The 18,447-nt window shown below is 70.6% G+C and carries 21 protein-coding genes and 2 pseudogenes; 12 read left to right on the top strand and 11 right to left on the bottom strand.

Features of this window, described 5'->3' with window-relative positions; all coding sequences use genetic code 11:
- Positions 1–41: 41 nt before the first annotated feature.
- Complete coding sequence (meaB, locus tag GJ634_RS04670; RefSeq protein WP_157500747.1) at positions 42–1,022, bottom strand: methylmalonyl Co-A mutase-associated GTPase MeaB; 981 nt, start codon at positions 1,020–1,022, stop codon at positions 42–44.
- Between the two features lies 1 nt (position 1,023).
- Positions 1,024–1,440, bottom strand: coding sequence for a cobalamin B12-binding domain-containing protein (locus GJ634_RS04665; protein WP_157500729.1), 417 nt, complete (start codon positions 1,438–1,440; stop codon positions 1,024–1,026).
- Positions 1,441–1,570: 130 nt separating this feature from the next.
- On the opposite strand from GJ634_RS04665, the gene GJ634_RS04660 reads away from it, so the two are divergent.
- Entirely contained in the window at positions 1,571–2,170 is a 600-nt protein-coding gene (locus GJ634_RS04660; protein ID WP_157500728.1) for a DUF420 domain-containing protein, read from the top strand.
- Between the two features lie 254 nt (positions 2,171–2,424).
- Complete coding sequence (locus GJ634_RS04655) at positions 2,425–2,796, top strand: hypothetical protein (protein WP_157500727.1); 372 nt, start codon at positions 2,425–2,427, stop codon at positions 2,794–2,796.
- Here the strand turns inward: GJ634_RS04655 and GJ634_RS04650 are convergent, their stop codons facing one another.
- The 4 genes and pseudogenes from GJ634_RS04650 to cyoE form a co-directional block, all read right to left on the bottom strand.
- On the bottom strand, positions 2,797–3,540 hold the full coding sequence (locus GJ634_RS04650) for an ABC transporter permease (RefSeq protein WP_157500726.1): 744 nt from the start codon (positions 3,538–3,540) through the stop codon (positions 2,797–2,799).
- The gene (locus GJ634_RS04645) at positions 3,537–4,445 is read right to left on the bottom strand and encodes an ABC transporter ATP-binding protein (protein ID WP_157500725.1); all 909 of its coding nucleotides are present in this window, start codon (positions 4,443–4,445) and stop codon (positions 3,537–3,539) included. The genes GJ634_RS04650 and GJ634_RS04645 overlap by 4 nt, the downstream gene beginning before the upstream one ends.
- A gap of 45 nt (positions 4,446–4,490) precedes the next feature.
- On the bottom strand, positions 4,491–5,147 hold the full coding sequence (locus GJ634_RS04640) for an ABC transporter ATP-binding protein (protein ID WP_331713991.1): 657 nt from the start codon (positions 5,145–5,147) through the stop codon (positions 4,491–4,493).
- Positions 5,148–6,472 (bottom strand): annotated as a pseudogene (gene cyoE, locus GJ634_RS04635) (heme o synthase).
- A gap of 159 nt (positions 6,473–6,631) precedes the next feature.
- Here cyoE and coxB point away from each other — a divergent pair.
- A complete protein-coding gene (gene coxB / locus GJ634_RS04630; RefSeq protein WP_157500724.1) occupies positions 6,632–7,399 on the top strand; it encodes a cytochrome c oxidase subunit II in 768 nt (255 codons plus the stop codon).
- Between the two features lie 53 nt (positions 7,400–7,452).
- Here coxB and GJ634_RS04625 read toward each other — a convergent pair whose 3' ends face one another.
- Positions 7,453–8,277 carry a biotin--[acetyl-CoA-carboxylase] ligase gene (locus GJ634_RS04625; RefSeq protein WP_331713990.1) on the bottom strand — a complete coding sequence of 275 codons (825 nt, stop codon included), beginning with the start codon at positions 8,275–8,277 and terminating at the stop codon, positions 7,453–7,455.
- A gap of 39 nt (positions 8,278–8,316) precedes the next feature.
- Positions 8,317–9,180 (bottom strand): heme-copper oxidase subunit III, encoded by an 864-nt coding sequence (locus GJ634_RS04620; RefSeq protein WP_157500723.1) that lies wholly within the window; start codon positions 9,178–9,180, stop codon positions 8,317–8,319.
- 99 nt (positions 9,181–9,279) lie between these two features.
- Here GJ634_RS04620 and GJ634_RS15925 point away from each other — a divergent pair, with 99 nt between their 5' ends.
- From GJ634_RS15925 to GJ634_RS04585, 9 genes are all read left to right on the top strand, one after another.
- Positions 9,280–9,723: a hypothetical protein gene (locus GJ634_RS15925; RefSeq protein ID WP_231736937.1), complete on the top strand. Its 444-nt coding sequence runs from the start codon at positions 9,280–9,282 to the stop codon at positions 9,721–9,723.
- A complete protein-coding gene (locus GJ634_RS15920) occupies positions 9,666–10,253 on the top strand; it encodes a hypothetical protein (protein WP_231736936.1) in 588 nt (195 codons plus the stop codon). Before GJ634_RS15925 ends, GJ634_RS15920 begins: the two co-directional genes overlap by 58 nt.
- Positions 10,183–10,653, top strand: a complete 471-nt coding sequence (locus tag GJ634_RS15915) for a hypothetical protein (protein ID WP_231736935.1) — start codon at positions 10,183–10,185, stop codon at positions 10,651–10,653. Before GJ634_RS15920 ends, GJ634_RS15915 begins: the two co-directional genes overlap by 71 nt.
- Positions 10,650–10,904 carry a C2H2-type zinc finger protein gene (locus GJ634_RS04610; protein ID WP_157500722.1) on the top strand — a complete coding sequence of 85 codons (255 nt, stop codon included), beginning with the start codon at positions 10,650–10,652 and terminating at the stop codon, positions 10,902–10,904. The genes GJ634_RS15915 and GJ634_RS04610 overlap by 4 nt, the downstream gene beginning before the upstream one ends.
- Before the next feature lie 44 nt (positions 10,905–10,948).
- Positions 10,949–11,311 (top strand): hypothetical protein, encoded by a 363-nt coding sequence (locus GJ634_RS04605; RefSeq protein WP_157500721.1) that lies wholly within the window; start codon positions 10,949–10,951, stop codon positions 11,309–11,311.
- Between the two features lie 52 nt (positions 11,312–11,363).
- Positions 11,364–11,606, top strand: a complete 243-nt coding sequence (locus tag GJ634_RS04600; RefSeq protein ID WP_157500720.1) for a DUF6684 family protein — start codon at positions 11,364–11,366, stop codon at positions 11,604–11,606.
- Between the two features lie 110 nt (positions 11,607–11,716).
- On the top strand, positions 11,717–13,450 hold the full coding sequence (gene ctaD, locus GJ634_RS04595; RefSeq protein ID WP_197425396.1) for a cytochrome c oxidase subunit I: 1,734 nt from the start codon (positions 11,717–11,719) through the stop codon (positions 13,448–13,450).
- A 162-nt stretch (positions 13,451–13,612) separates the two neighbouring features.
- Complete coding sequence (locus tag GJ634_RS04590; RefSeq protein WP_331713989.1) at positions 13,613–13,903, top strand: hypothetical protein; 291 nt, start codon at positions 13,613–13,615, stop codon at positions 13,901–13,903.
- 51 nt (positions 13,904–13,954) lie between these two features.
- On the top strand, positions 13,955–14,734 hold the full coding sequence (locus GJ634_RS04585; protein ID WP_157500719.1) for a GNAT family N-acetyltransferase: 780 nt from the start codon (positions 13,955–13,957) through the stop codon (positions 14,732–14,734).
- Here the strand turns inward: GJ634_RS04585 and GJ634_RS04580 are convergent.
- From GJ634_RS04580 to GJ634_RS04570, 3 genes and pseudogenes are all read right to left on the bottom strand, one after another.
- Complete coding sequence (locus tag GJ634_RS04580) at positions 14,731–16,434, bottom strand: methylmalonyl-CoA mutase (protein WP_157500718.1); 1,704 nt, start codon at positions 16,432–16,434, stop codon at positions 14,731–14,733. The two genes, GJ634_RS04585 and GJ634_RS04580, sit on opposite strands and share 4 nt — an antisense overlap.
- Positions 16,435–16,562: 128 nt before the next feature.
- A pseudogene (locus GJ634_RS04575) lies at positions 16,563–17,365 on the bottom strand (CBS pair associated ParBc domain-containing protein).
- 32 nt (positions 17,366–17,397) lie between these two features.
- A partial coding sequence (locus GJ634_RS04570) for a bifunctional oligoribonuclease/PAP phosphatase NrnA (RefSeq protein ID WP_231736934.1) occupies positions 17,398–18,447 on the bottom strand: 1,050 nt, incomplete at its 5' end.

Genomic DNA, 18,447 nt, shown 5'->3' with positions numbered 1-18,447 from the left:
GGCGAACGTTCGGCCGCCAGTCGGTTAGCCGTTGTGACGGCTCAGTCCCGCTGCTCGTCGAGGCAGTCCGCCAGCGGCTCCACGACGTCGTCGGCCACGTCGTACGGCGTCGTCTCGCCGGCGTCGATGCGCGCGGCGAGTTCGTCCACGCCGCCGCGCGCGTCCAGCTCCGCCTCGACGAGGTCGCCGACGTCCTCCAGCAGGAGGTTCCGCAGTTCCTCGGCGTGGCGCTCGTGGCGCTGGGCCTCGCGGCGCCCGGTCTCCGCGAGCCAGCCCGCGTGGTCGTCGAGCACGTCGAGGAACTCGGGGACGCCCTCGCCGCTGTCCGCGACCGTCTCGACCACGCGTGGCTCCCAGTCGTCGGGGTCGCCGTCGCGCATGTCGAGCATGTTCTTCAGCTCGGTGACGGTCTTGTCCGCGCCCGCGAGGTCGGCCTTGTTCACGACGAAGACGTCCCCGATTTCGAGGATGCCCGCCTTCAGCATCTGCACGTCGTCCCCGGACGAGGGCGGCACGAGCACGGCCACGGTGTCGGCGGTCTTCACCACGTCGACCTCGTTCTGGCCCGCGCCCACCGTCTCGATGATGATCTTGTCTTTCCCGAACGCGTCCAGGGCCTTCACGGCGTCCGCCGTGGCCGTCGAGAGGCCGCCGAGGCTGCCCCGGGCGGACATCGACCGGAAGAACACGTCCATGTCCGTCGCCGTCGACGCCATCCGGATGCGGTCGCCGAGCACCGCGCCGCCCGTGAACGGGCTGGAGGGGTCGACCGCGATGACGCCGACGGTCAGCCCGCGGTCCCGGTAGCGCTTCGCCATCTTGTCCACGAGCGTCGACTTCCCGGAGCCCGGACTGCCCGTGATGCCGAGCACGTCCGCGTCGCCCGTGTGCGGGTACAGCGCCGCCACGAGGTCGCGGTAGCCCGGCGACCGGTTCTCGATGCGCGTGATGGTGCGCGCGAGCGCCCGGTGCTCCCCGGCGAGCAGGTCCTCGACGAGTTCGGGTGGGTCCTCCCCGGCCATCTCAGTCACGCCGCACGACGTTCTCCCGGATGAACTCGATGGTCTCCTCCATCGGCGTCCCCGGCCCGAAGATGGCGTCCACGCCCGCCTCCTTCAGCCCCGGGCGGTCCTCCTCGGGGATGATGCCGCCGACGATGACCAGCGTGTCCTCGAAGGCCCCGTACTCCTCGAGGCCCTCGACGATCTTCGGGACGAGCGTGTTGTGCGCCCCCGAGAGGATGGAGATGCCGAGCACGTCGACGTCCTCCTGCACCGTCGCCTGCACGATCTCCTCGGGCGCCTTGTGCAGGCCCGAGTAGATGACCTCGAAGCCGGCGTCGCGGAACGCCCGCGTGATGACGTGGGCGCCCCGGTCGTGGCCGTCGAGTCCGACTTTGGCCACCAGACACCGGATGTTCCGCTGGGATTCGTGGCTCATGCCCGGAATTTTGCCACATACGTGTTTCACTCTAACGGACTTCTATTACAGTTCTGCTTGCGCTACCCAAACTCCGGTTGTCTCCGCGAGAAGCGAAAGCGGGTTTGTGGACGGGGCCGAAGGGCCCGCTATGAGCCTCTTCGAGTACGCGCGAGCGAACCCCCGCCGCGTCACCGTCGCCCTCTCGGTCGTCGGCTACGCGCTCGTCGCCGCCGCCTTCTCCGGCGTCGTCCCCCTGTTCCCCGAGCTCTCCCGGGAGACCGTCCTCCTGTTCTCGGACGCCATCGCCGTCGTCAACACGCTCGCGCTCACCAGCCTCCTCGCCGGCGCCGCCTTCATCAAGCGCGGCGAGGTCGAGAGACACCGCGCCGCGATGCTCACCGCGTTCGCGCTCATCTGCGCGTTCCTCGTCCTCTACCTCTGGAAGGTCGGCGGCGGCTTCGAGAAGGCCATCGTCATCGAGGAAGGCCAGTTCCTCGCCGCCTACGCCGGCGTCGTCGAACCCATCTACCTCCTCATGCTCGCCGTCCACATCGTCCTCTCCGTCGTCGCCGTCCCCGTCGTCCTCTACGCCATCACCCTCGGCCTCACGCACTCCCCCGCGGAACTCCGGGAGACCAGCCACGCCAAGTACGGCCGGATTGCCGTGACCGCGTGGTCGCTGTCCCTGTTCCTGGGCGTGGTCACCTACTGGATGCTCAACCACGTCTACTCCTGGGTCCCGCGCTAGGTTCTCGCTTTCTCGCTGTCGACCCGGCTGGTGTCGACGCTTCCTCGAAAGCCCCGGGGCGCTGAACCACCCGTGGCTCGCTGCGCTCCTCGTCACTCGCTGTGCTCGTTCCTGCGGTGCTTGCGTCGCCAGGAGTGGGTTCAGTGCCCCGCCCCTTTCAGTCCACCCCGTACCGGCTGTCCGATTTGCGGTAGCGTGTGCGGGCGTGGGGATTCGACAGCTACTTGCTCGCGGACTCGGGAGGAACGGCCAGCATGGACGGCGACGACGAGGTGTGGCGGTGCAAGGCCTGCGGGACGCGCCAGCCCGACCCGAAGCCGCCCTGCGAGCGCTGCTGGAACACGACGTTCGTCTCCGGGGACGGCGCGGAGGACGTCCTCGAGTCGCCCGGGTCGTCGCCGGACGACACCGCGCTCCGGGTCGCGCAGGCGAAGTTCGTCGCCGGACGCACCGCCGGAATCGCGGGTATCATCGCCGCGGTGCTCGGCGTCGCGCAGTGGCTGCTATCGGGTGCGCTCGGCGGCCTCGCGTTCACGCTCTGGGTCGGCGTCGCCGCCGTCGCGGTCGTGCTCGCGGCGGTCGCCGGCGCGGCGGCGCTCGCCGACCGAACCGGGTTCGCGGCGTAGTCACTCGGTCCACGGAATCGCGAGCGTGCCGACCGCGAACGCGACGACCGCGAGGGCGACGACGACCGCCGCGTTCGTCGTCACGTCGCCGCCCGAGTACGTCGCCGCGCGGACGCCCCGCGCGAAGTACGCGAGCGGGGAGAGGTCCACGACCGGCCGGAACCACGCGGGGAACAGTTCGGGCTGGACGAACGTCTCCGAGAGGAACAGAACTGGGAGCGCGATGCCGTTGCTCGCGGCGATGGCGCCGTCCTGTCCGTCCGCGTAGCTCCCGATGACAGCGCCCACGCCGCAGAACGCGACGGACGTCGCGGGCACGAGCACGGCGAGCCACGGGGAGAGCGCGAACGACGCGCCCGTCGCGAGCAGCGCGACCAGCAGCACCGCGCACGCCGCGGCGATGAGCGCGACGTTCACGAGCGTGTGCGCGGCCAGCCACTCCGCGCGCGTCAGCGGCGTCGTCGACAGTTTCTCGAAACGGTTGCCCTCGCGGTGGCGCGCGACCGTGCTCCCCACCCGGGACAGCGGCGTGAACAGCACGACCGTCGCGAGGTACGCGGGCACGTAGTACGCCGTCGGCTCCGTGAACAGGCCGCCGCTCCCCGAGGTGGTGCGGACGAGGCCGGCGAAGATGACGATGAGCAACACCGGGAAGAAGAACGTGAAGAACACCGCCGTCCGTCGCCGGAGGAACGTCCGGTAGGTCGCGGTGGCCTCCGCGCGGATTCGCGCGAGCCGGCTCATCGCTGCACCTCCACGCCCTCGACGTCGCCAGCGAGCGCGAGGTAGGCGTCCTCCAGCGTCGGCTCGCGCCACGACAGCGCCTCGAAGTCGACGCCAGCGTCGTCGAGCGCCGCCACCACCTCGCCGATGCCCTCGGGCGCGACGTCCGAGAAGACCACGCCCTCCCGGGTCACCTCGGGGGAAAAGCCCGGCACGTCGGGCGCCGTCTCGGTCTCCTCGGGGAGTTCGACGACGAGCCGCGGCCGGCCGCCGTGCTCGGCGACGAGCTCTCGGGGGGTGCCGGTGGCGGCGACGCGCCCGTCAGCGAGCAGCGCCACGCGGTCCGCGAGCCGCTCGGCCTCGGCCATGTCGTGCGTGGTGAGGAAGATGGTCGTCCCGGACTCGGCGAGCTCCTCGAACACCCGCCAGAGCGCGCGCCGGCCCGCGGGGTCGACGGCGGTCGTCGGCTCGTCGAGGAAGAGCACGTCCGGCGAGTTCACGAGCGCCGCGGCGACGCACGCGCGGCGCTGCTCGCCGCCCGAGAGGTCGCCGTACCACGTGTCGTTGTCGGCGTCGAGGCCGACGTCCGAGAGCACCGCGGCGGGGTCGCGGGCGTCGTCGTAGAGGCCCGCGTAGTAGCCGACGAGTTCGCCCGCGGTGAGGCGGTCCGGCGGCTGGAAGTCCTGCGGGAGCAGGCCGACGCGCTGGTCGTTGGCGTCCGCGGGCGCGTCGCCGAGCAGTTCGACGCTGCCGCCGTCCGGGGTCGTCGTGCCGGTGAGGCAGCGCACGAGCGTGGTTTTGCCCGCGCCGTTCGGGCCGACGAGCGCGAACACCTCGCCCTCGTCGACGGACAGCGAGACGCCGTCCACGGCGGCGGTGTCGCCGTAGGCCTTCTCGACGGCGTCGGCGACGACTACGGGAGTCATACTCGGGAGTCGGCGGGCGCGGACGTAAAGCGCTGCGGAACGCGGCTACCGGGTGGGTCGCCACACGAGCAGCAGGACCGAGGAGACGAACACCGCGGTGGAGAGCGCGTACGGCTCGCTCTGCGCGGCGGCGGCGAGCGCGGACGCGCTGCCGAACGCGCCCGTGAACACGGTCGCGGCGACCGGCCACGTGCAGCTCACGCACGCGAACAGCCCGAGCAGGCCCGCGACGCCGGTCTTCGCGGCGTCGAGGACGGTCGCGGCGACGAGGTACGACAGCGTCGCGTAGCCGACGACCTTGAACGGGAGCAGGCTCACCGTGAGCGCGGTCCCGCTGTAGACGAACGCCGGCCCCCAGCCGGGTGAGAGCCACGAGATTCGCGCGCCGAGGTCGGCGCCGTGGAACATGTAGAGCCCGCCGAAGCGGCCAAGCAGGAGGAAGTACGCGACTGCGACGCCGGCGGCGAGCGCGTACTGCCGCCGCGAGGCCGACGGGAGGTCCACGCGCCAGACCGCCCAGATGGCGGCGTTGATCCAGACGAACGGGTACGCCAGCACCACGGGGTCGGTCGGCACGGACGACGACACCGCGAAGTAGAACAGCACGGCGGCGAGTTCGCCGTTCAGGACGAGCGCGGCGTACAGCAGCGTCTTCCGCGCGGGCACGAACCGGCCCGGCGTCAGCGAGACCGACGCCCCCACTCAGACCACCATCGCGTCCACGACCACGGCCACCAGCAGGCAGCCGAGGTAGGCGTTCGACGCGTGGAACGCGCGCATCGCGGCGTCCCGGTCGCGCTCGCGGTGCAGCCGCATCGCGGCGTACAGGAACACGCCGCCGAAGACGACCGTCGTCGCCGCGTACAGCACGCCGAGGCCCGCAAGCTCGGTGAGCGCCACCGCGGAGACGAGCGTCGCCCCGAGGTAGTAGACGATGTGCTTGCGGGTCGTCGCCTCCCCGGAGACCACGGGCATCAGCGGGAAGCCGCCGCGCTCGTAGTCGTCCTTGTAGGCGAGCGCGAGGTTGTAGAAGTGCGCGGGCGTCCACAGGAAGATGACCGCCGCGAGCGCCAGCCCCGCGACGCCGACGTCGCCGGTGACGGCGGCCCAGCCGATGAGCGCGGGGAGCGCGCCGGCCGCCCCGCCGATGACGGTGCTCTGGCGGGTGTTGGGCTTCAGCACGAGCGTGTAGACGACGGAGTAGAACACGATGGCGGTGAACCCGAGCGCCGCCGTCAGCGGGTTCACGGTGTAGAACGCCGCGAGGGACAGCGCCGCCAGCGCCGCGCCGAACGCGACCGCGTTGCGCTTCGGGATGCGGTCGGTCGCCAGCGGCCGGTCGTCGGTCCGGGACATCTTCCGGTCCTTCTCCCGCTCGAGCACGTGGTTGAACGTCCCGGACGCGCCGATGGCGAGCACGCCGCCGCCGAGCGTCAGCGCGACAGTCTCGACGCGCAGGCTCGGGCCCGCGGCCAGCGCCATGCCGGCCGCGGCGACCAGACAGAGCAGCCACATCAGCCGCGGCTTCGTCAGCCGGAAGTACGCGTACGCGGTCGCCAGCGGCCCCGAGACCGGGGGCGCGTCGTCGCCGTCGTCGCCCTTCGGCTCGCCCTCCCACTCCGACGACGGGAGGTGGCCGGTCTGCTGCTCGAGCGTCCACGCGAGCGCGGCGACGAGCCCGGCGAAGATGAGCACGCCGAGCGCGAGGTGCGCGCGCCGAGCGCGGCCGAGGACGGCGACGTCGCGGTGACCGCGCCGACCGCTATCTGGACCGGGTAGGCGGCCAGCGCGACCGTCACCGCGGCGCGCACGCGGCCGTCGGTGTCGCGGCGCCACGCCATCGCGGCCGCTGCGAGCACGAGCACGCCGGTCACCACGGCCGTCGTCCGGTGGCCCCAGACGACCGCCAGCGACAGCGAGTCGACCGCGAACCAGCGTCCGTCGCAGGCCGGCCACGAGCGACACGCCGCGGCCGCGTTCGTCAGCGCGGACGTCGCGCCGACGACGAGCAGGGCGTAGACGCCCATCGCCGCGGCCGCGAGCACCGCCGTGAACCGGTCGGGGATGTTTCGAGTCACGAACGTCTCTCGTCGGCTGGTTACACCGCGGCCCACTTAGCCTGTCCGACTCGCCGACGCCCCGATTCAGCACCTATTTATGGAACCGCGCCGAACGTCCCCGATAGTATGAGAGGCAAGCGGCTCGTACCCGTTCTCGTCGCCGCCGTCGGCTTCCTCGCCGCCTTCGTGGACCCGGTCGCTGCCCAGCAGTACCAGTCCGTCACCGAGGAGCTCATCCGCAACCTCAACTCGACGCTGTTCGCGGCTGCGCTCCCGATCACGCTGCTCGTCGAGGGCATCCTCGTCTACACGGTGTGGAAGTTCCGGAACAACGACGAGGCGAAGCCGACCAAGGAGAACCGCCGGCTGGAAGTCACGTGGACCGTCGCCACCGCCGTCGTCCTCCTGTTCGTCGGCGTCGCCGCCTACGGCGTGATGGCCCAGCCGACCGTCACCGCCACGCAGGCCGACGCCCAGGAGGCGATGGCCGAAGACGACACCGTCGTCGTCGACACCGTCGGCGTCCAGTGGTACTGGAACTACGAGTACCCCGAGGAGAACCTCACCGTGAGCTCCGGCGCGGCCACCGGCGACATCGACTACGGGAACCAACCGATGGTGGTCCCGGAGGACACCAAGCTCGTGATACGCACGGAGTCCGCGGACGTCATCCACGCCTTCCACGCGCCCGAGATCGGGCTGAAGGCCGACGCGGTCCCCGGGCAGACGAACTACCTCATCACCGAGGTCGACCAGAAGGGCACCTACCAGCTCTACTGCGCGGAGTTCTGCGGCCAGGGCCACTCCGAGATGCTCGGTGAGATCGCGGTCGTCGAGGAAGACACCTACCAGGAGTGGGTCGAGGACCCCGAGAACACGACCATCGACCCCTGACGCGCGCCGCTCGTCCGCTCCTCTCTCACGCCTCCGTTCTGACTCCCCCGTAGCTACGCGCGCCGGAGCCGGCTGCACTCGCCTTCCGTCACTTCCGCCCGCGAGTCGCCCGCCTCGACGACGAGCGCGCCCCGCGGCGTGACGCCGGTCGCCTCCCCCACGACGGTCTCGCCGTCCCGCGTCTCCACGCGCACGCGCTCGCCGAGCGTCGCGCTGCGCTCGCGCCACGCGTCCAGCGCCGCCGCGAACCCGTCGTCGGTGGCCACGCGGTCGACCCAGTAGAGCAGTCGCTCGTGCAGCGTCGCCGCCACCTCGGTCGCGTCCGCGCCGCCGACCTCCGCCCGCAGTGTCGTCACGTCGCGGTCGACGTCGAGGTCGCCCGGGTCGAGGGCGGCGTTCACGCCGACGCCCAGCACCGCGAACGACAGCTCGGCGTCCGCGGGGTCGGTGCCCGGCAGCACCTCGTCGACGGGCTTGCCCGCGACCGGCACCTCGTCGACGACCGCCTCGGTGAGCACGCCGCAGAGCTTCCGCGCGTCGGCGACCACGTCGTTCGGCCACTTCAGGCGCGCGTCCGCGCCGAACGCGTCGACGGTCTCGGCGGCCGCGAGCCCGCCCGCGAACGTCAGGCGGCCGACGTGACTCGCGTCGAAGTCCGGGTAGACGAGCGCGCTCGACCAGACGCCGCCCGGCGGCGACGCCCACGCGTTCCCGGTGCGGCCGCGGCCCGCGGTCTGCTCGTCCGCGACGACGAGCGTACCGTGGGCCGACCCCGCTCGCCCTTCGGCTCGCGCGAGGTCGTTCGTACTCGGCACTGACTCGCGGTGGACGACCGGCGCGTCGACCAGCGAACGGAGTCGGTCGGCGTCGACTGTCACGGCTCCCCGGTTCGCGGCAGCAGCGAAAAAAGCCCGCGGTTAGAAGCTGACGACCGCGCCGGCGTACAGCACGACGACGAGGAAGATCCAGACGGCGTCGACGAAGTGCCAGTACATCGAGACGGTGGCCACGGAGACGTCGCGCTCGTGGGAGTACTGGCCCTTGAACGCGCGCACCGTGACGATGGCGAGCAGCACCGCGCCCAGCGACACGTGGAGCCCGTGGAGGCCGGTCAGCCCGAAGAACGCGCTCTCGAAGACGCCGCCGGTCGGCGACAGCCCCTCGTGGACGATGAACTCGTAGTACTCGTACACCTGGCCGGCGATGAACACCACGCCGAGCACGAGCGTCGCGACGAGCAGCGAGAGGAACCGCGAGCGGTTGCCCTTCCGGAGCGCGACGTGCGCGTAGTGCAGCGTGAAACTCGACACCACGAGGATGGCGGTGTTCGCGAGGACGAGCGCGCCGAGGAACCCCTGGGGGACGTGAGTGACTGCCTGGGACCACTGCGAGCCCGCGCGGATGAAGAAGTAGTACGCGAACCCGGCGCCGAACGTCGCGATCTCCGTGCCGAGGAACAGTATCATCCCCCAGCGCAACGCCTTGCCGCCGGTCGTCTCCCGGCTCCAGAAGTGCTTGACGAAGGCGTGGTACACCCAGCCGTACAGGCCCGCGAGGAAGACGAACACGCTCCCCACGAAGACGGCCGGCCCCACCATCGGCGTGACGAACTCGAACGTCTCGTTCCGTCCGAGCACGTACAGGGCGGCGCCGACGTAGAACCCCGCGGCGCCGATGGCGGTGACGAACGGCCACCAGCTGGCCTCGCCGAAGCCCTTCGGCCAGTCCTCCACGGCCGGCAGGTGGTGGCCGTGGTCTTCAGAGTCGTCCGTGACGGTCATACCAGCGAGTTGCGGGGCGAATACTAAAAACCCATCCAACTCCGTCCGCGGCGGCGCCGTACCGGAATCCTCACGGGCCGTCGCTCCGAACGGCCGCGTATGTCTCGCCGCGGCGCGCGCGTCCTCGGTGCCGTCGTCGGCCTCCTCGCCGTCTGCGGGGTCGCCGCCGCACACGGCGGCAGCCTCCGCGACGCCAGCGGCCAGGAGCTGGCGGTGCCGACGTGGCTGTTCCTCTCGACGGGCGGCGCCGTCGTCGGCGCGTCGTTCCTGCTGGCGAGTTTCGTCACCGACCGCGCGTTCGTCGCCGCCATCCACGAGTGGCGTCGCCGCCTCTCGGTCCCCCGGCAGCCGCTCGCGTGGGTCGGCCGCGCCGTCGGCCTCGCCGGGTTCGCGTACGTCCTGCTCACCGGGTTCGCCGGCCCGACGGAGCCGCTGCGGAACGGCGCCATCGTGCTCGTCTGGGTGGGCTGGTGGCGGCGTTCGCGATGTCGACGTACCTCGTCGGGAACTCGTGGCCCGCCGTCAACCCCTTCCGGACGCTGACCCGGCCGCTCGCGTGGGTGCTCGGCGACCGCGACACCTCGCTCGCGCCGGGGCGGGCCGCGTGGGCGTCGACGGCGTTCCTGCTCGCGCTCGTCTGGTTCGAGGTCGTCAGCCCGCTCGCCGACGAACCCCGCCTGCTCGCCGCGGCCGCGGTCGGCTACCTCGCCCTCTCGGTCGTCGGCGTCGCCGCCGTCGGCCACGACCAGTGGTTCGACGACGTGGCGCCGCTCTCCCGGCTGTTCGCGATGTACGGCGCGGTCGCGCCCGTCCAGCGCACCGACGACGGGCTCGCCGTCCGGCTGCCCGCGATGCGGCTGACCGACGACGTGGTCGCCACGAACGGCGGCGTCGCGTTCGTCGTCGCCGTCGTCTGGGGGGACGACCTACGACGGCCTCGTCGGCACGCCCGCGTGGGCGTCGTTCGCGCGAGCCGTGGTCGGCGCCGGCGTCCCCGCACAGGTGCTGTACCCGGCGACGCTACTCGTCGGCTTCCTCACGTTCCACCGGCTCTACTGGTGGGCCGCCCGTGAGGCCCGGGACGTCGCGCCGACGTACACGGACGCCGCCGTGCTCGCGCGCCGGTTCGCGCCGTCGCTGCTCGCCATCGCCGCGGGCTACCACCTCGCGCACTACCTCGTGTACGCGCTGGCGCTGTCCCCGTCGCTGTTCGGCGCGCTGCTCGCGCCGCTGGACCCGCCGGTCGCGCGCACGCTCGTCCTGCCGGGGTGGCTCTCCGGCGTCGGCGTCGCCGCGGTGCTGCTCGGCCACCTGCTCGCCATCTGGGTCGCCCACGCCACCGCCTACGACGAGCTCCCCGGCCGCCTGCAGGCGGTCCGCAGCCAGTACACGCTCACGCTCGCGATGGTGTTCTACACGATGACCAGCCTCTGGATAATCGGCCAGCCGGCCGGCGAACCCCCGTTCCTATGACCGACGACACACCCCCCGAGGACGCGCCCCGGTGTTCGTACTGCGGCGAGCCGTTCCCGTCCGAGCGCCTGCGCGCGCTCCACCGCGGCCTCGAACACTACGACCGCCTCGACGACGACGAGCGCGCGGCCTACGAGGACGCCTACCGCGCGGAGGGCGAGGACCTGCGGTCGTTCCGGCTGCGCGCGCTCGCCGTGCTCGTCGCGCTGTACTTCGGGTTCCTGATGCTGTACGCCGTGGTCGCCGTCTGAGCGGAAGCGATGGCTTTCTAACCCACCGCGCCCAACACCGTGGTATGGTCGAGCAAACGGAGCAGGGACTGAGCGACCAGTACCCGCGCGCCAGCCCGTGGCCGATCCCCCTCGTGTTGGGGCTCGTCATCTCCGAAATCGGCATCCTCTTCGACGGGATACTCCCCGTCGCTGTCGGCGGCCTCGTGTTGCTCGCGGGCAGCGTCGTCGGCATCCTCCGCGAGTCCGGGTTCGCGTCCACGCTGTACTGGCCCGCGTTCGCGGTCGGCGCGCTGTTCGCCGCACTCGGGGGTACGCTGTACGTCGCCACGTCCGCGACCGCACGCGGCCTCGCGCTCGGCGGCACCGGCGTCGTCGTCGTCGCCGCCTCGGTCGCGCTGTTCCTCTACGAGACGGGGCGCCTGTAGGCCGGCGCTGAATCCTCAAGCTATATTTGTCCGCCGCACCGAACTCCCGCTAATGAGCTCCACCATCTTCGACAAGGACACCCTGATCGACTTGTCGGTCAACATCATCCCGCTGGCCATCCTCGCGTTCTTCTTCGTGGCCTTCGTCGCCGTCAACCCGTGGGGGTCGGGGTTCACCCTCGAGCGCGTCATCCAGTTCATCCTCGTCGGGTGGATGCTGGTCGGGCTCGCCGTCCTCACGTACGTCGCCGCCAAGCGCATCGAACCCGGCGACGAGGAAGTCGGCCCGCACTGACCGCCCCGACGCGGAACGCGAGAAACGCCGTGCAGTCGCTCGATTTCCGGTGCGCGCGCCGGCGCGCCCAATCCTAAGCTTTCTTTACGGTCCGGTACTGACTGTCCTGCATGGCCTCGTCATCACTGGTGCTAACCGTGCTGATGGGCGTGCTTCTCGTCGCGGTGGCTGCTTCCCTCGCGCGGCTCGAGGACTGGCGGTCGTACACGCCTCTCAGCGACGTCGGCGGTGCGCTCGGGGAGCGCACCGAACACGGACACGAAGAGAAACCGGGCGGTCTCGTCCGGTGGTTCACGACGGTCGACCACAAGGACATCGGGATTCTCTACGGCGTGTACGGCGCCATCGCCTTCGTCTGGGGCGGCCTCGCCGTGCTCCTGATGCGGATCGAACTCGCCGCGCCCGCGACGAACGTCATCGGGCCGTCGCTGTACAACGGCCTCATGACCAGTCACGGCATCACGATGCTGTTCCTGTTCGGGACGCCGATGATCGCGGCGTTCGGCAACTACTTCATCCCGCTGCTCATCGGCGCCGACGACATGGCGTTCCCGCGCATCAACGCCATCGCGTTCTGGCTGCTGCCGCCGGGCGCGCTCCTCGTCTGGAGCGGCTTCCTGCTGCCGGGGGTCGCGACCGCCCAGACGAGCTGGACGATGTACACGCCGCTGTCCATCCAGATGTCCAGCCCCGCCATCGACATGATGCTGCTCGGCCTCCACCTCACCGGGGTCTCCGCGACGATGGGCGCGGTCAACTTCATCGCGACCATCTTCACCGAGCGCGGCGACGACGTCGGCTGGCCGAGCCTCGACATCTTCTCGTGGACGATGCTCACCCAGTCCGGCCTGATTCTGTTCGCGTTCCCGCTGCTCGGGAGCGCGCTCGTCATGCTCCTCCTCGACCGGAACTTCGGCACCACGTTCTTCACTGTCGCCGGCGGCGACCCGATTCTCTGGCAGCACCTGTTCTGGTTCTTCGGCCACCCCGAGGTGTACATTCTGGTGCTCCCGCCGATGGGGCTGGTCTCGCTCATCCTCCCGAAGTTCTCGGGGCGGAAGCTGTTCGGGTTCAAGTTCGTCGTCTACTCCACGCTCGCCATCGGCGTCCTGAGCTTCGGCGTGTGGGCCCACCACATGTTCACTACGGGTATCGACCCGCGGCTCCGCGCTAGCTTCATGGCGGTGTCGCTCGCGATTGCGATACCGTCCGCCGTGAAGGTGTTCAACTGGATCACCACGATGTGGAACGGGAAGCTCCGGCTCACCGCGCCGATGCTGTTCTGCATCGGCTTCGTCCAGAACTTCATCATCGGCGGCGTCACCGGCATCTTCCTCGCCGCCATCCCCGTCGACCTCATCCTCCACGACACCTACTACGTCGTCGGTCACTTCCACTTCATCGTCTACGGCGCCATCGGGTTCGCGCTGTTCGCGGGCACCTACTACTGGTTCCCGATGGTCACCGGCCGCATGTACCAGAAGCGGTTCGCGCACGCGCACTTCTGGCTCGGCCTCGTCGGGTCGAACCTGACCTTCCTCGCGATGCTCTGGCTCGGCTACGGCGGCATGCCGCGGCGGTACGCGACCTACCTCCCGCAGTTCGCCACCGCCCACCAGATCGCGACCGCTGGCGCGTTCCTCATCGCCATCAGCACCCTCCTCTGGGTGTGGAACATGGTCGTCTCGTGGAAGGAGGGCGCGAAGGTCGACACCGCCGACCCGTGGGACCTCGAGGAGACCGGCCAGCTCACCAACGACTGGGAGTGGTACGAACAGCAGCGCGACACGCCGGTCCCGGCGACCGACGGCGGCGAACCCGACGACGGTCAGTCGGCGGACTGAACCGACGACCTGCTTCTACGCGAGGACGAGCACGAAGCCCGTCAGGAACATCAGGAGGGCGATTCCCGCCAGCACCACGAACATCAGCTCCTTGTCTTCCATGCGCGAGTGGTTGGCGGCGACACCGCAAAAGGCTACCCACTCCGCCGCCTACGAGCGGTCGTGAGCGAACCCGACACGCGCGGCCGTCGAGTGGTGCTGTGGATGTACGCCTCCGCCGTCGCGGTCTCCGGGCTGTTCGGGTACGTGCTCGGCATCATCGTCTACGGCGACGGCGGCGGCCCCGCCGGCCCGCTCGTGGAGGGGTCGGGCGCGGCCTACGGCTCCGTCGGCCCCGTCACGTTCCAGCTGAACCCCGTGAACCTCGGGCTGTTCGGCGTCGTCTCCGTCGGCACGCTGCTCGGGGTCGGCCTGCTGGCCATCGTCTACGCCTCCGAGCGCGCCGACGCCTGACGGCGCCCGCCCGCGAGTAGGTATTAGTGCGTGGACGAACATGCCAGAGACATGCAGGTTCGGGAAGCCACCCACGACGACGCGGACGGCATCCGGCGCGTAGCGGACGCCTCCCTCGAAGCGACGTACGCCGGCCAGCTCGGCGAGGATATCGTCGCGGCCGCGGCCGACGAGTGGTACGGCGACGACCGGCTCGACGAGCGCCTCGACGCCGACGACGTCGTCTTCGTCGTGGTCGTGGACGGCGACGAGGTCGTCGCGTTCTCCGAGAGCGAACTCGACGCCCGCCAGCCGACCGACGAGCAGTTCGTGGAGTCCGCGGACGGCGTCGCGGCCATCCAGTGGCTGCACGTCCACCCCGACCACCGGGACCGCGGGCTCGGCGGCCGGCTGCTCGAACGCACGGAGACCGAGCTCCTCGAGCGCGGCGCGAACCGCGTGGAGGGCCGCGTGCTCGCGGCCAACGACGAGGGCAACGAGTTCTACCAGGCCAGCGGCTACGCCCGCACCGGCGAGCGCACGCTCGACATCGGCGAGGAGACGTACACCGAACGCCTCTACGTGAAGCTCCCGGACGGCGAGGCCGCAGAACTCACCGAGGAACACGAGGTCGGCGGCGACACCGTCTTCGTCGCGTACGACGAGCGCGAGCGCGGCTCGGAAGCCCCGTTCTACGCGGCGTACAACACGACGGACCGCGAGGAGCGCTACGGGTTCTACTGCGCGAACTGCAGGTCGCTGGACACCGCGATGGACGCGATGGGCCGCGTGGAGTGCGGCGAGTGCGGGAACAAGCGGAAGGCGACCCGCTGGGACTCCGCGTACCTCTAAGCGACCGCCGCGGTCTCCTGGTAGCTGCCGAACTCGTCCTCGAACACTTGCATGATCTCGCCCATCGTGGCGTACGCCTTCACCGCGTCGACGATGTACGGGACGGTGTTCTCGTCGCCGCGGACCGCCTCCCGGAGCGCGTCGAGGGCGTCCTCGACGGCGTCGTCGTCCCGCTCGGCCTTGACGTCCTCCAGACGGCCGAGCTGGCGCTCCCGGGTGGCGTCCTCGTCGACGTGGAGGGTGTCCGGGCTGGTGTCCTCCTCGACCTCGTAGGCGTTGACGCCGACGACGGTCTCCTCGCCGTCGTCGACCCGGGACTGGTACTCGTAGGCGGCCTCCTGGATCTCGCGGTGGAAGTACCCCTCCTCGATGCCCGCGAGCACGCCGTCCCGAATCGAGCCGTCGCCTTTCGCCTCGATCTCGTCGATGTACGCCATCGCCTCCTCCTCGACCTCGTCGGTGAGCGCCTCGACGGCGAAACTCCCGCCGAGCGGGTCGACGATGTCCGCGGCGCCGGACTCCTCGGCGATGATCTGCTGCGTCCGGAGCGCCACGCGGACGGCGTCCTCGCTGGGGAGCGCGAGCGCCTCGTCGTAGGAGTTCGTGTGGATGCTCTGGGAGCCGCCGAGCACCGCCGCGAGCGCCTGCAGGGTGACGCGCGCGACGTTGTTCAGCGGCTGCTGGGCGGTGAGGCTCTGGCCCGCGGTCTGCGTGTGGAACTTCAGCTGCTTGGAGGCGTCGGCCTCGGCGTCGTAGCGCTCGTCCATCACGCGGGCGTAGATGCGCCGGGCGGCGCGGAACTTCGCGATCTCCTCGAAGATGGAGTTGTGGGAGTTGAAGAAGAACGAGAGCTGGGGCGCGAACTCGTCGACGTCGAGCCCGCGCTCGATGGCGTCCTCGACGTACGCGAACCCGTCCGCGAGCGTGAACGCCAGCTCCTGGACCGCGGTCGACCCGGCCTCCCGAATGTGGTAGCCGGACACCGAGACGGGGTGGAACTTCGGCGTCTCCTCGGCGCAGTACTCCACGACGTCGGTCACGAGGTCCAGCGAGGGCTCCGGCGGGACGACCCACTCCTTCTGCGCGATGAACTCCTTGAGCATGTCGTTCTGGAGGGTGCCGCGAATCTCCTCGCGGGGGACGCCCTGCTGGTCGGCGAGCGCGAGGTACATCGCGTAGATGACGGGCGCGCTCGGGTTGATGGTGAACGACGTGGAGACCTCCGCGAGGTCGATGCCGTCGAAGAGAATCTCCATGTCCCGGAGCGTGTCGACGGCGACGCCCTCCTTGCCGACCTCCCCGAGGCTCATCGGGTCGTCGCTGTCCAGCCCCATCAGCGACGGCATGTCGAAGGCCGTCGAGAGGCCGGTCTGGCCGTTCTCGATGAGGTAGTGGAAGCGCTCGTTGGTCTCCTCGGCGGTGCCGAAGCCCGCGAACTGCCGCATCGTCCACGTGCGGCCGCGGTAGCCGGTCGGGTAGACGCCGCGCGTGTACGGGAACTCGCCCGGGAACCCGAGGTCGTCCTCGTAGTCGAGGTCGGCGACGTCCTCCGGCGTGTAGAGCCGGTCGACTTCCATGTTGGAGACGGTCGCGAACCGGTCCTTGCGCTCGCCGTAGGCGTCCAGCGCGGGGTCGAGGGTCTCCTCTTCCCAGTCCTCTCGGGCGTCGCGGATGGCGGCGAGGTCCTCGTCGTCGTACATACACCCAAATCTTGCCGGGAGAATAATGAAGGAACCGGTCGGGTGCGTGGCCGAGCGCAGCGAGTCGGCGGACCCGGCGAACGGGGAGGGACGACCCGCGAACCGCGCGGCCGACCGCGGCTACCGGGTCACTGCAGGCGCTCGACGGTCTCCACGAGCGGGTGGTGGGCGTAGTCCACGACGTCGATGTCGGCGATCGACTCCAGCCCTTCCTTGTCGGCGGTGCGGGCCATCCCGAGGTCGACGCGGCGTTCGAGGGCGATGACGTAGGCGTCCATCTCCTCGATGCCGGTTCGCTCGGCCGCCATCACGCGGTGGTGGCCGTCCGCCAGCAGGAGTTCGACGCCGCCGTTGTCGATGACCACCAGGGGCTCCGCGAGCCCGTGTTCGAGCTCGTACTGGCGCCCCTCCAGCTCGTCGGCGTACACCTTCCCCTGCGTCGGCACCAGCTCCGACAGCCTGACCGTGCGGCGCTCCTCGGCGGCCTCGATGCCGTGAATCGTCTCCAGCGTGCGCTTGAGCTTCCCGACCTTCTCCGGGGTCGCGCGCTCGATCTGCGAGCGGATGACGTCGGAGTTCGAGATGATGCCGACGAGGTTGCCCGCGTCGTCGACGACCGGGAGCTTCTGGATGCCCGACCGGAGGATGACGCGGGCGGCGTCGGTCACCTTCATCTCCGGGTGCGCGACGATGAGGTCGTCGCTCATCACCTTGAACACGAGCTCGTCGGGGTCGGCCAGCAGGAGGTCCCGGGCGGAGACGAACCCCTCGACGCGGCGCCCCTCGGTGACGGGGAAGCGTTGTGCTCGCTCTCCGAGATGCGCGTCGCGACGTCCCGCACCGTGTCGTCGGGGGAGACGGTCGCGACGTCCCGGGTCATGTAGTCGTCGACCGTGGGTTTCGCGCCGTCGTGGTCGAGCGCGGAGTCCATCACTACCCCGTTGCGCGCCGACCGGGAAAAGCTCACCCCCCGCGGATCTCCTCGAAGAACCGCGTCGCCACCACGTCCTCGACCATCTCCGTGAGCGTCCCCTCGGCGTCCTCGCCGACGTCGTCGAACAGCCCGAGCGGGAGCTGGGCGCCCGCCATGTCCGCGTGGCCGCCCGCGCTCCCCATGTCGCCGAACGCCGACCGCAGCACCGCGCCGAGGTCGACGTCGCTGCCGCGGGCCCGGGCCGACACGTAGATGGTGCCGTCCGCGTACCCGTAGACGAACGTCACCGTCACGCCGCGCATCGCGAGCAGCCGGTCGGCGGCCTGCGCGAGCGTGTCCCGGTCGGCGATGGCGCCGACGCAGGACGCCAGCACGGAGCCGTCGAGCTCGCGGCTGCGGATGGCGCGCGCGATGGTGTCGAGGGTGTCCGCGCTCACCGACGGGCTCTCGATGCGTTCGAGGACGTCGGTGTCCGCGCGGTCGAGCAGCCACGCGCCCGCCTCGAAGTCGTCGGTCGTGATCTCCCGGGCGAAGTCGTCGGTGTCCACGCGGATGCCGTACAGCAGGCCGGTCGCGACCTCGGTCTCGACCTCGAGGCCGAACCCCCGGATGTACTCCACGAGGATGGTGCTGGCCGCGCCCAGTTCCGGTCGGATGTCCACGAACGCCGCCTCCACGTCGTCGTTCGGCGGGTGGTGGTCGACGACGATGTCCACCTCCGTCTCCGGGTCGAGCTGGTCGTTGACGCCGGGCGCGGAGTGGTCGACGAGCGCGACCGCGTCGAAGTCCAGCTCCTCGCCGGGCTCGACGTTCCGCACGTCGAGCTCGAGGAGGTTGACGAACGCGCGGTTCTCCTGGTGGGAGATCTCCCCGAAGTAACACGCCTCGGTCTCGACGCCGAACTCCGCGGCGACCCGGGAGAGCCCGACCGCCGTCGCGATCGGCGTCCGGGTCGGGGTTGTCGTGCATGAACACGCCCATCGTCCCGTCGATGCCCTCGAGGGTCGTCCGCAGCTCCTCGTAGCTTCCCGGAGCCCTCCGCGGTCGCGACCTCCTCGACGTGGTCGAGGACCGCGCCG

The organism is Halobacterium sp. CBA1126 (genome assembly GCF_009741975.1).
Lineage (GTDB): Archaea > Halobacteriota > Halobacteria > Halobacteriales > Halobacteriaceae > Halobacterium.
Note: the sequence above shows the minus strand (reverse complement) of the source record. Positions and strands in the feature narration are given on the sequence as shown.

Bases quoted from the DNA above. Each gene is read 5' to 3' on its own strand.
- meaB (WP_157500747.1), bottom strand. From the start codon at position 1,022: ATGGCCGGGGAGGACCCACCCGAACTCGTCGAGGACCTGCTCGCCGGG.
- GJ634_RS04665 (WP_157500729.1), bottom strand. From the start codon at position 1,440: ATGAGCCACGAATCCCAGCGGAACATCCGGTGTCTGGTGGCCAAAGTC.
- GJ634_RS04660 (WP_157500728.1), top strand. From the start codon at position 1,571: ATGAGCCTCTTCGAGTACGCGCGAGCGAACCCCCGCCGCGTCACCGTC.
- GJ634_RS04655 (WP_157500727.1), top strand. From the start codon at position 2,425: ATGGACGGCGACGACGAGGTGTGGCGGTGCAAGGCCTGCGGGACGCGC.
- GJ634_RS04650 (WP_157500726.1), bottom strand. From the start codon at position 3,540: ATGAGCCGGCTCGCGCGAATCCGCGCGGAGGCCACCGCGACCTACCGG.
- GJ634_RS04645 (WP_157500725.1), bottom strand. From the start codon at position 4,445: ATGACTCCCGTAGTCGTCGCCGACGCCGTCGAGAAGGCCTACGGCGAC.
- coxB (WP_157500724.1), top strand. From the start codon at position 6,632: ATGAGAGGCAAGCGGCTCGTACCCGTTCTCGTCGCCGCCGTCGGCTTC.
- GJ634_RS04620 (WP_157500723.1), bottom strand. From the start codon at position 9,180: ATGACCGTCACGGACGACTCTGAAGACCACGGCCACCACCTGCCGGCC.
- GJ634_RS15925 (WP_231736937.1), top strand. From the start codon at position 9,280: ATGTCTCGCCGCGGCGCGCGCGTCCTCGGTGCCGTCGTCGGCCTCCTC.
- GJ634_RS15920 (WP_231736936.1), top strand. From the start codon at position 9,666: ATGTCGACGTACCTCGTCGGGAACTCGTGGCCCGCCGTCAACCCCTTC.
- GJ634_RS04610 (WP_157500722.1), top strand. From the start codon at position 10,650: ATGACCGACGACACACCCCCCGAGGACGCGCCCCGGTGTTCGTACTGC.
- GJ634_RS04605 (WP_157500721.1), top strand. From the start codon at position 10,949: ATGGTCGAGCAAACGGAGCAGGGACTGAGCGACCAGTACCCGCGCGCC.
- GJ634_RS04600 (WP_157500720.1), top strand. From the start codon at position 11,364: ATGAGCTCCACCATCTTCGACAAGGACACCCTGATCGACTTGTCGGTC.
- ctaD (WP_197425396.1), top strand. From the start codon at position 11,717: ATGGCCTCGTCATCACTGGTGCTAACCGTGCTGATGGGCGTGCTTCTC.
- GJ634_RS04585 (WP_157500719.1), top strand. From the start codon at position 13,955: ATGCAGGTTCGGGAAGCCACCCACGACGACGCGGACGGCATCCGGCGC.
- GJ634_RS04580 (WP_157500718.1), bottom strand. From the start codon at position 16,434: ATGTACGACGACGAGGACCTCGCCGCCATCCGCGACGCCCGAGAGGAC.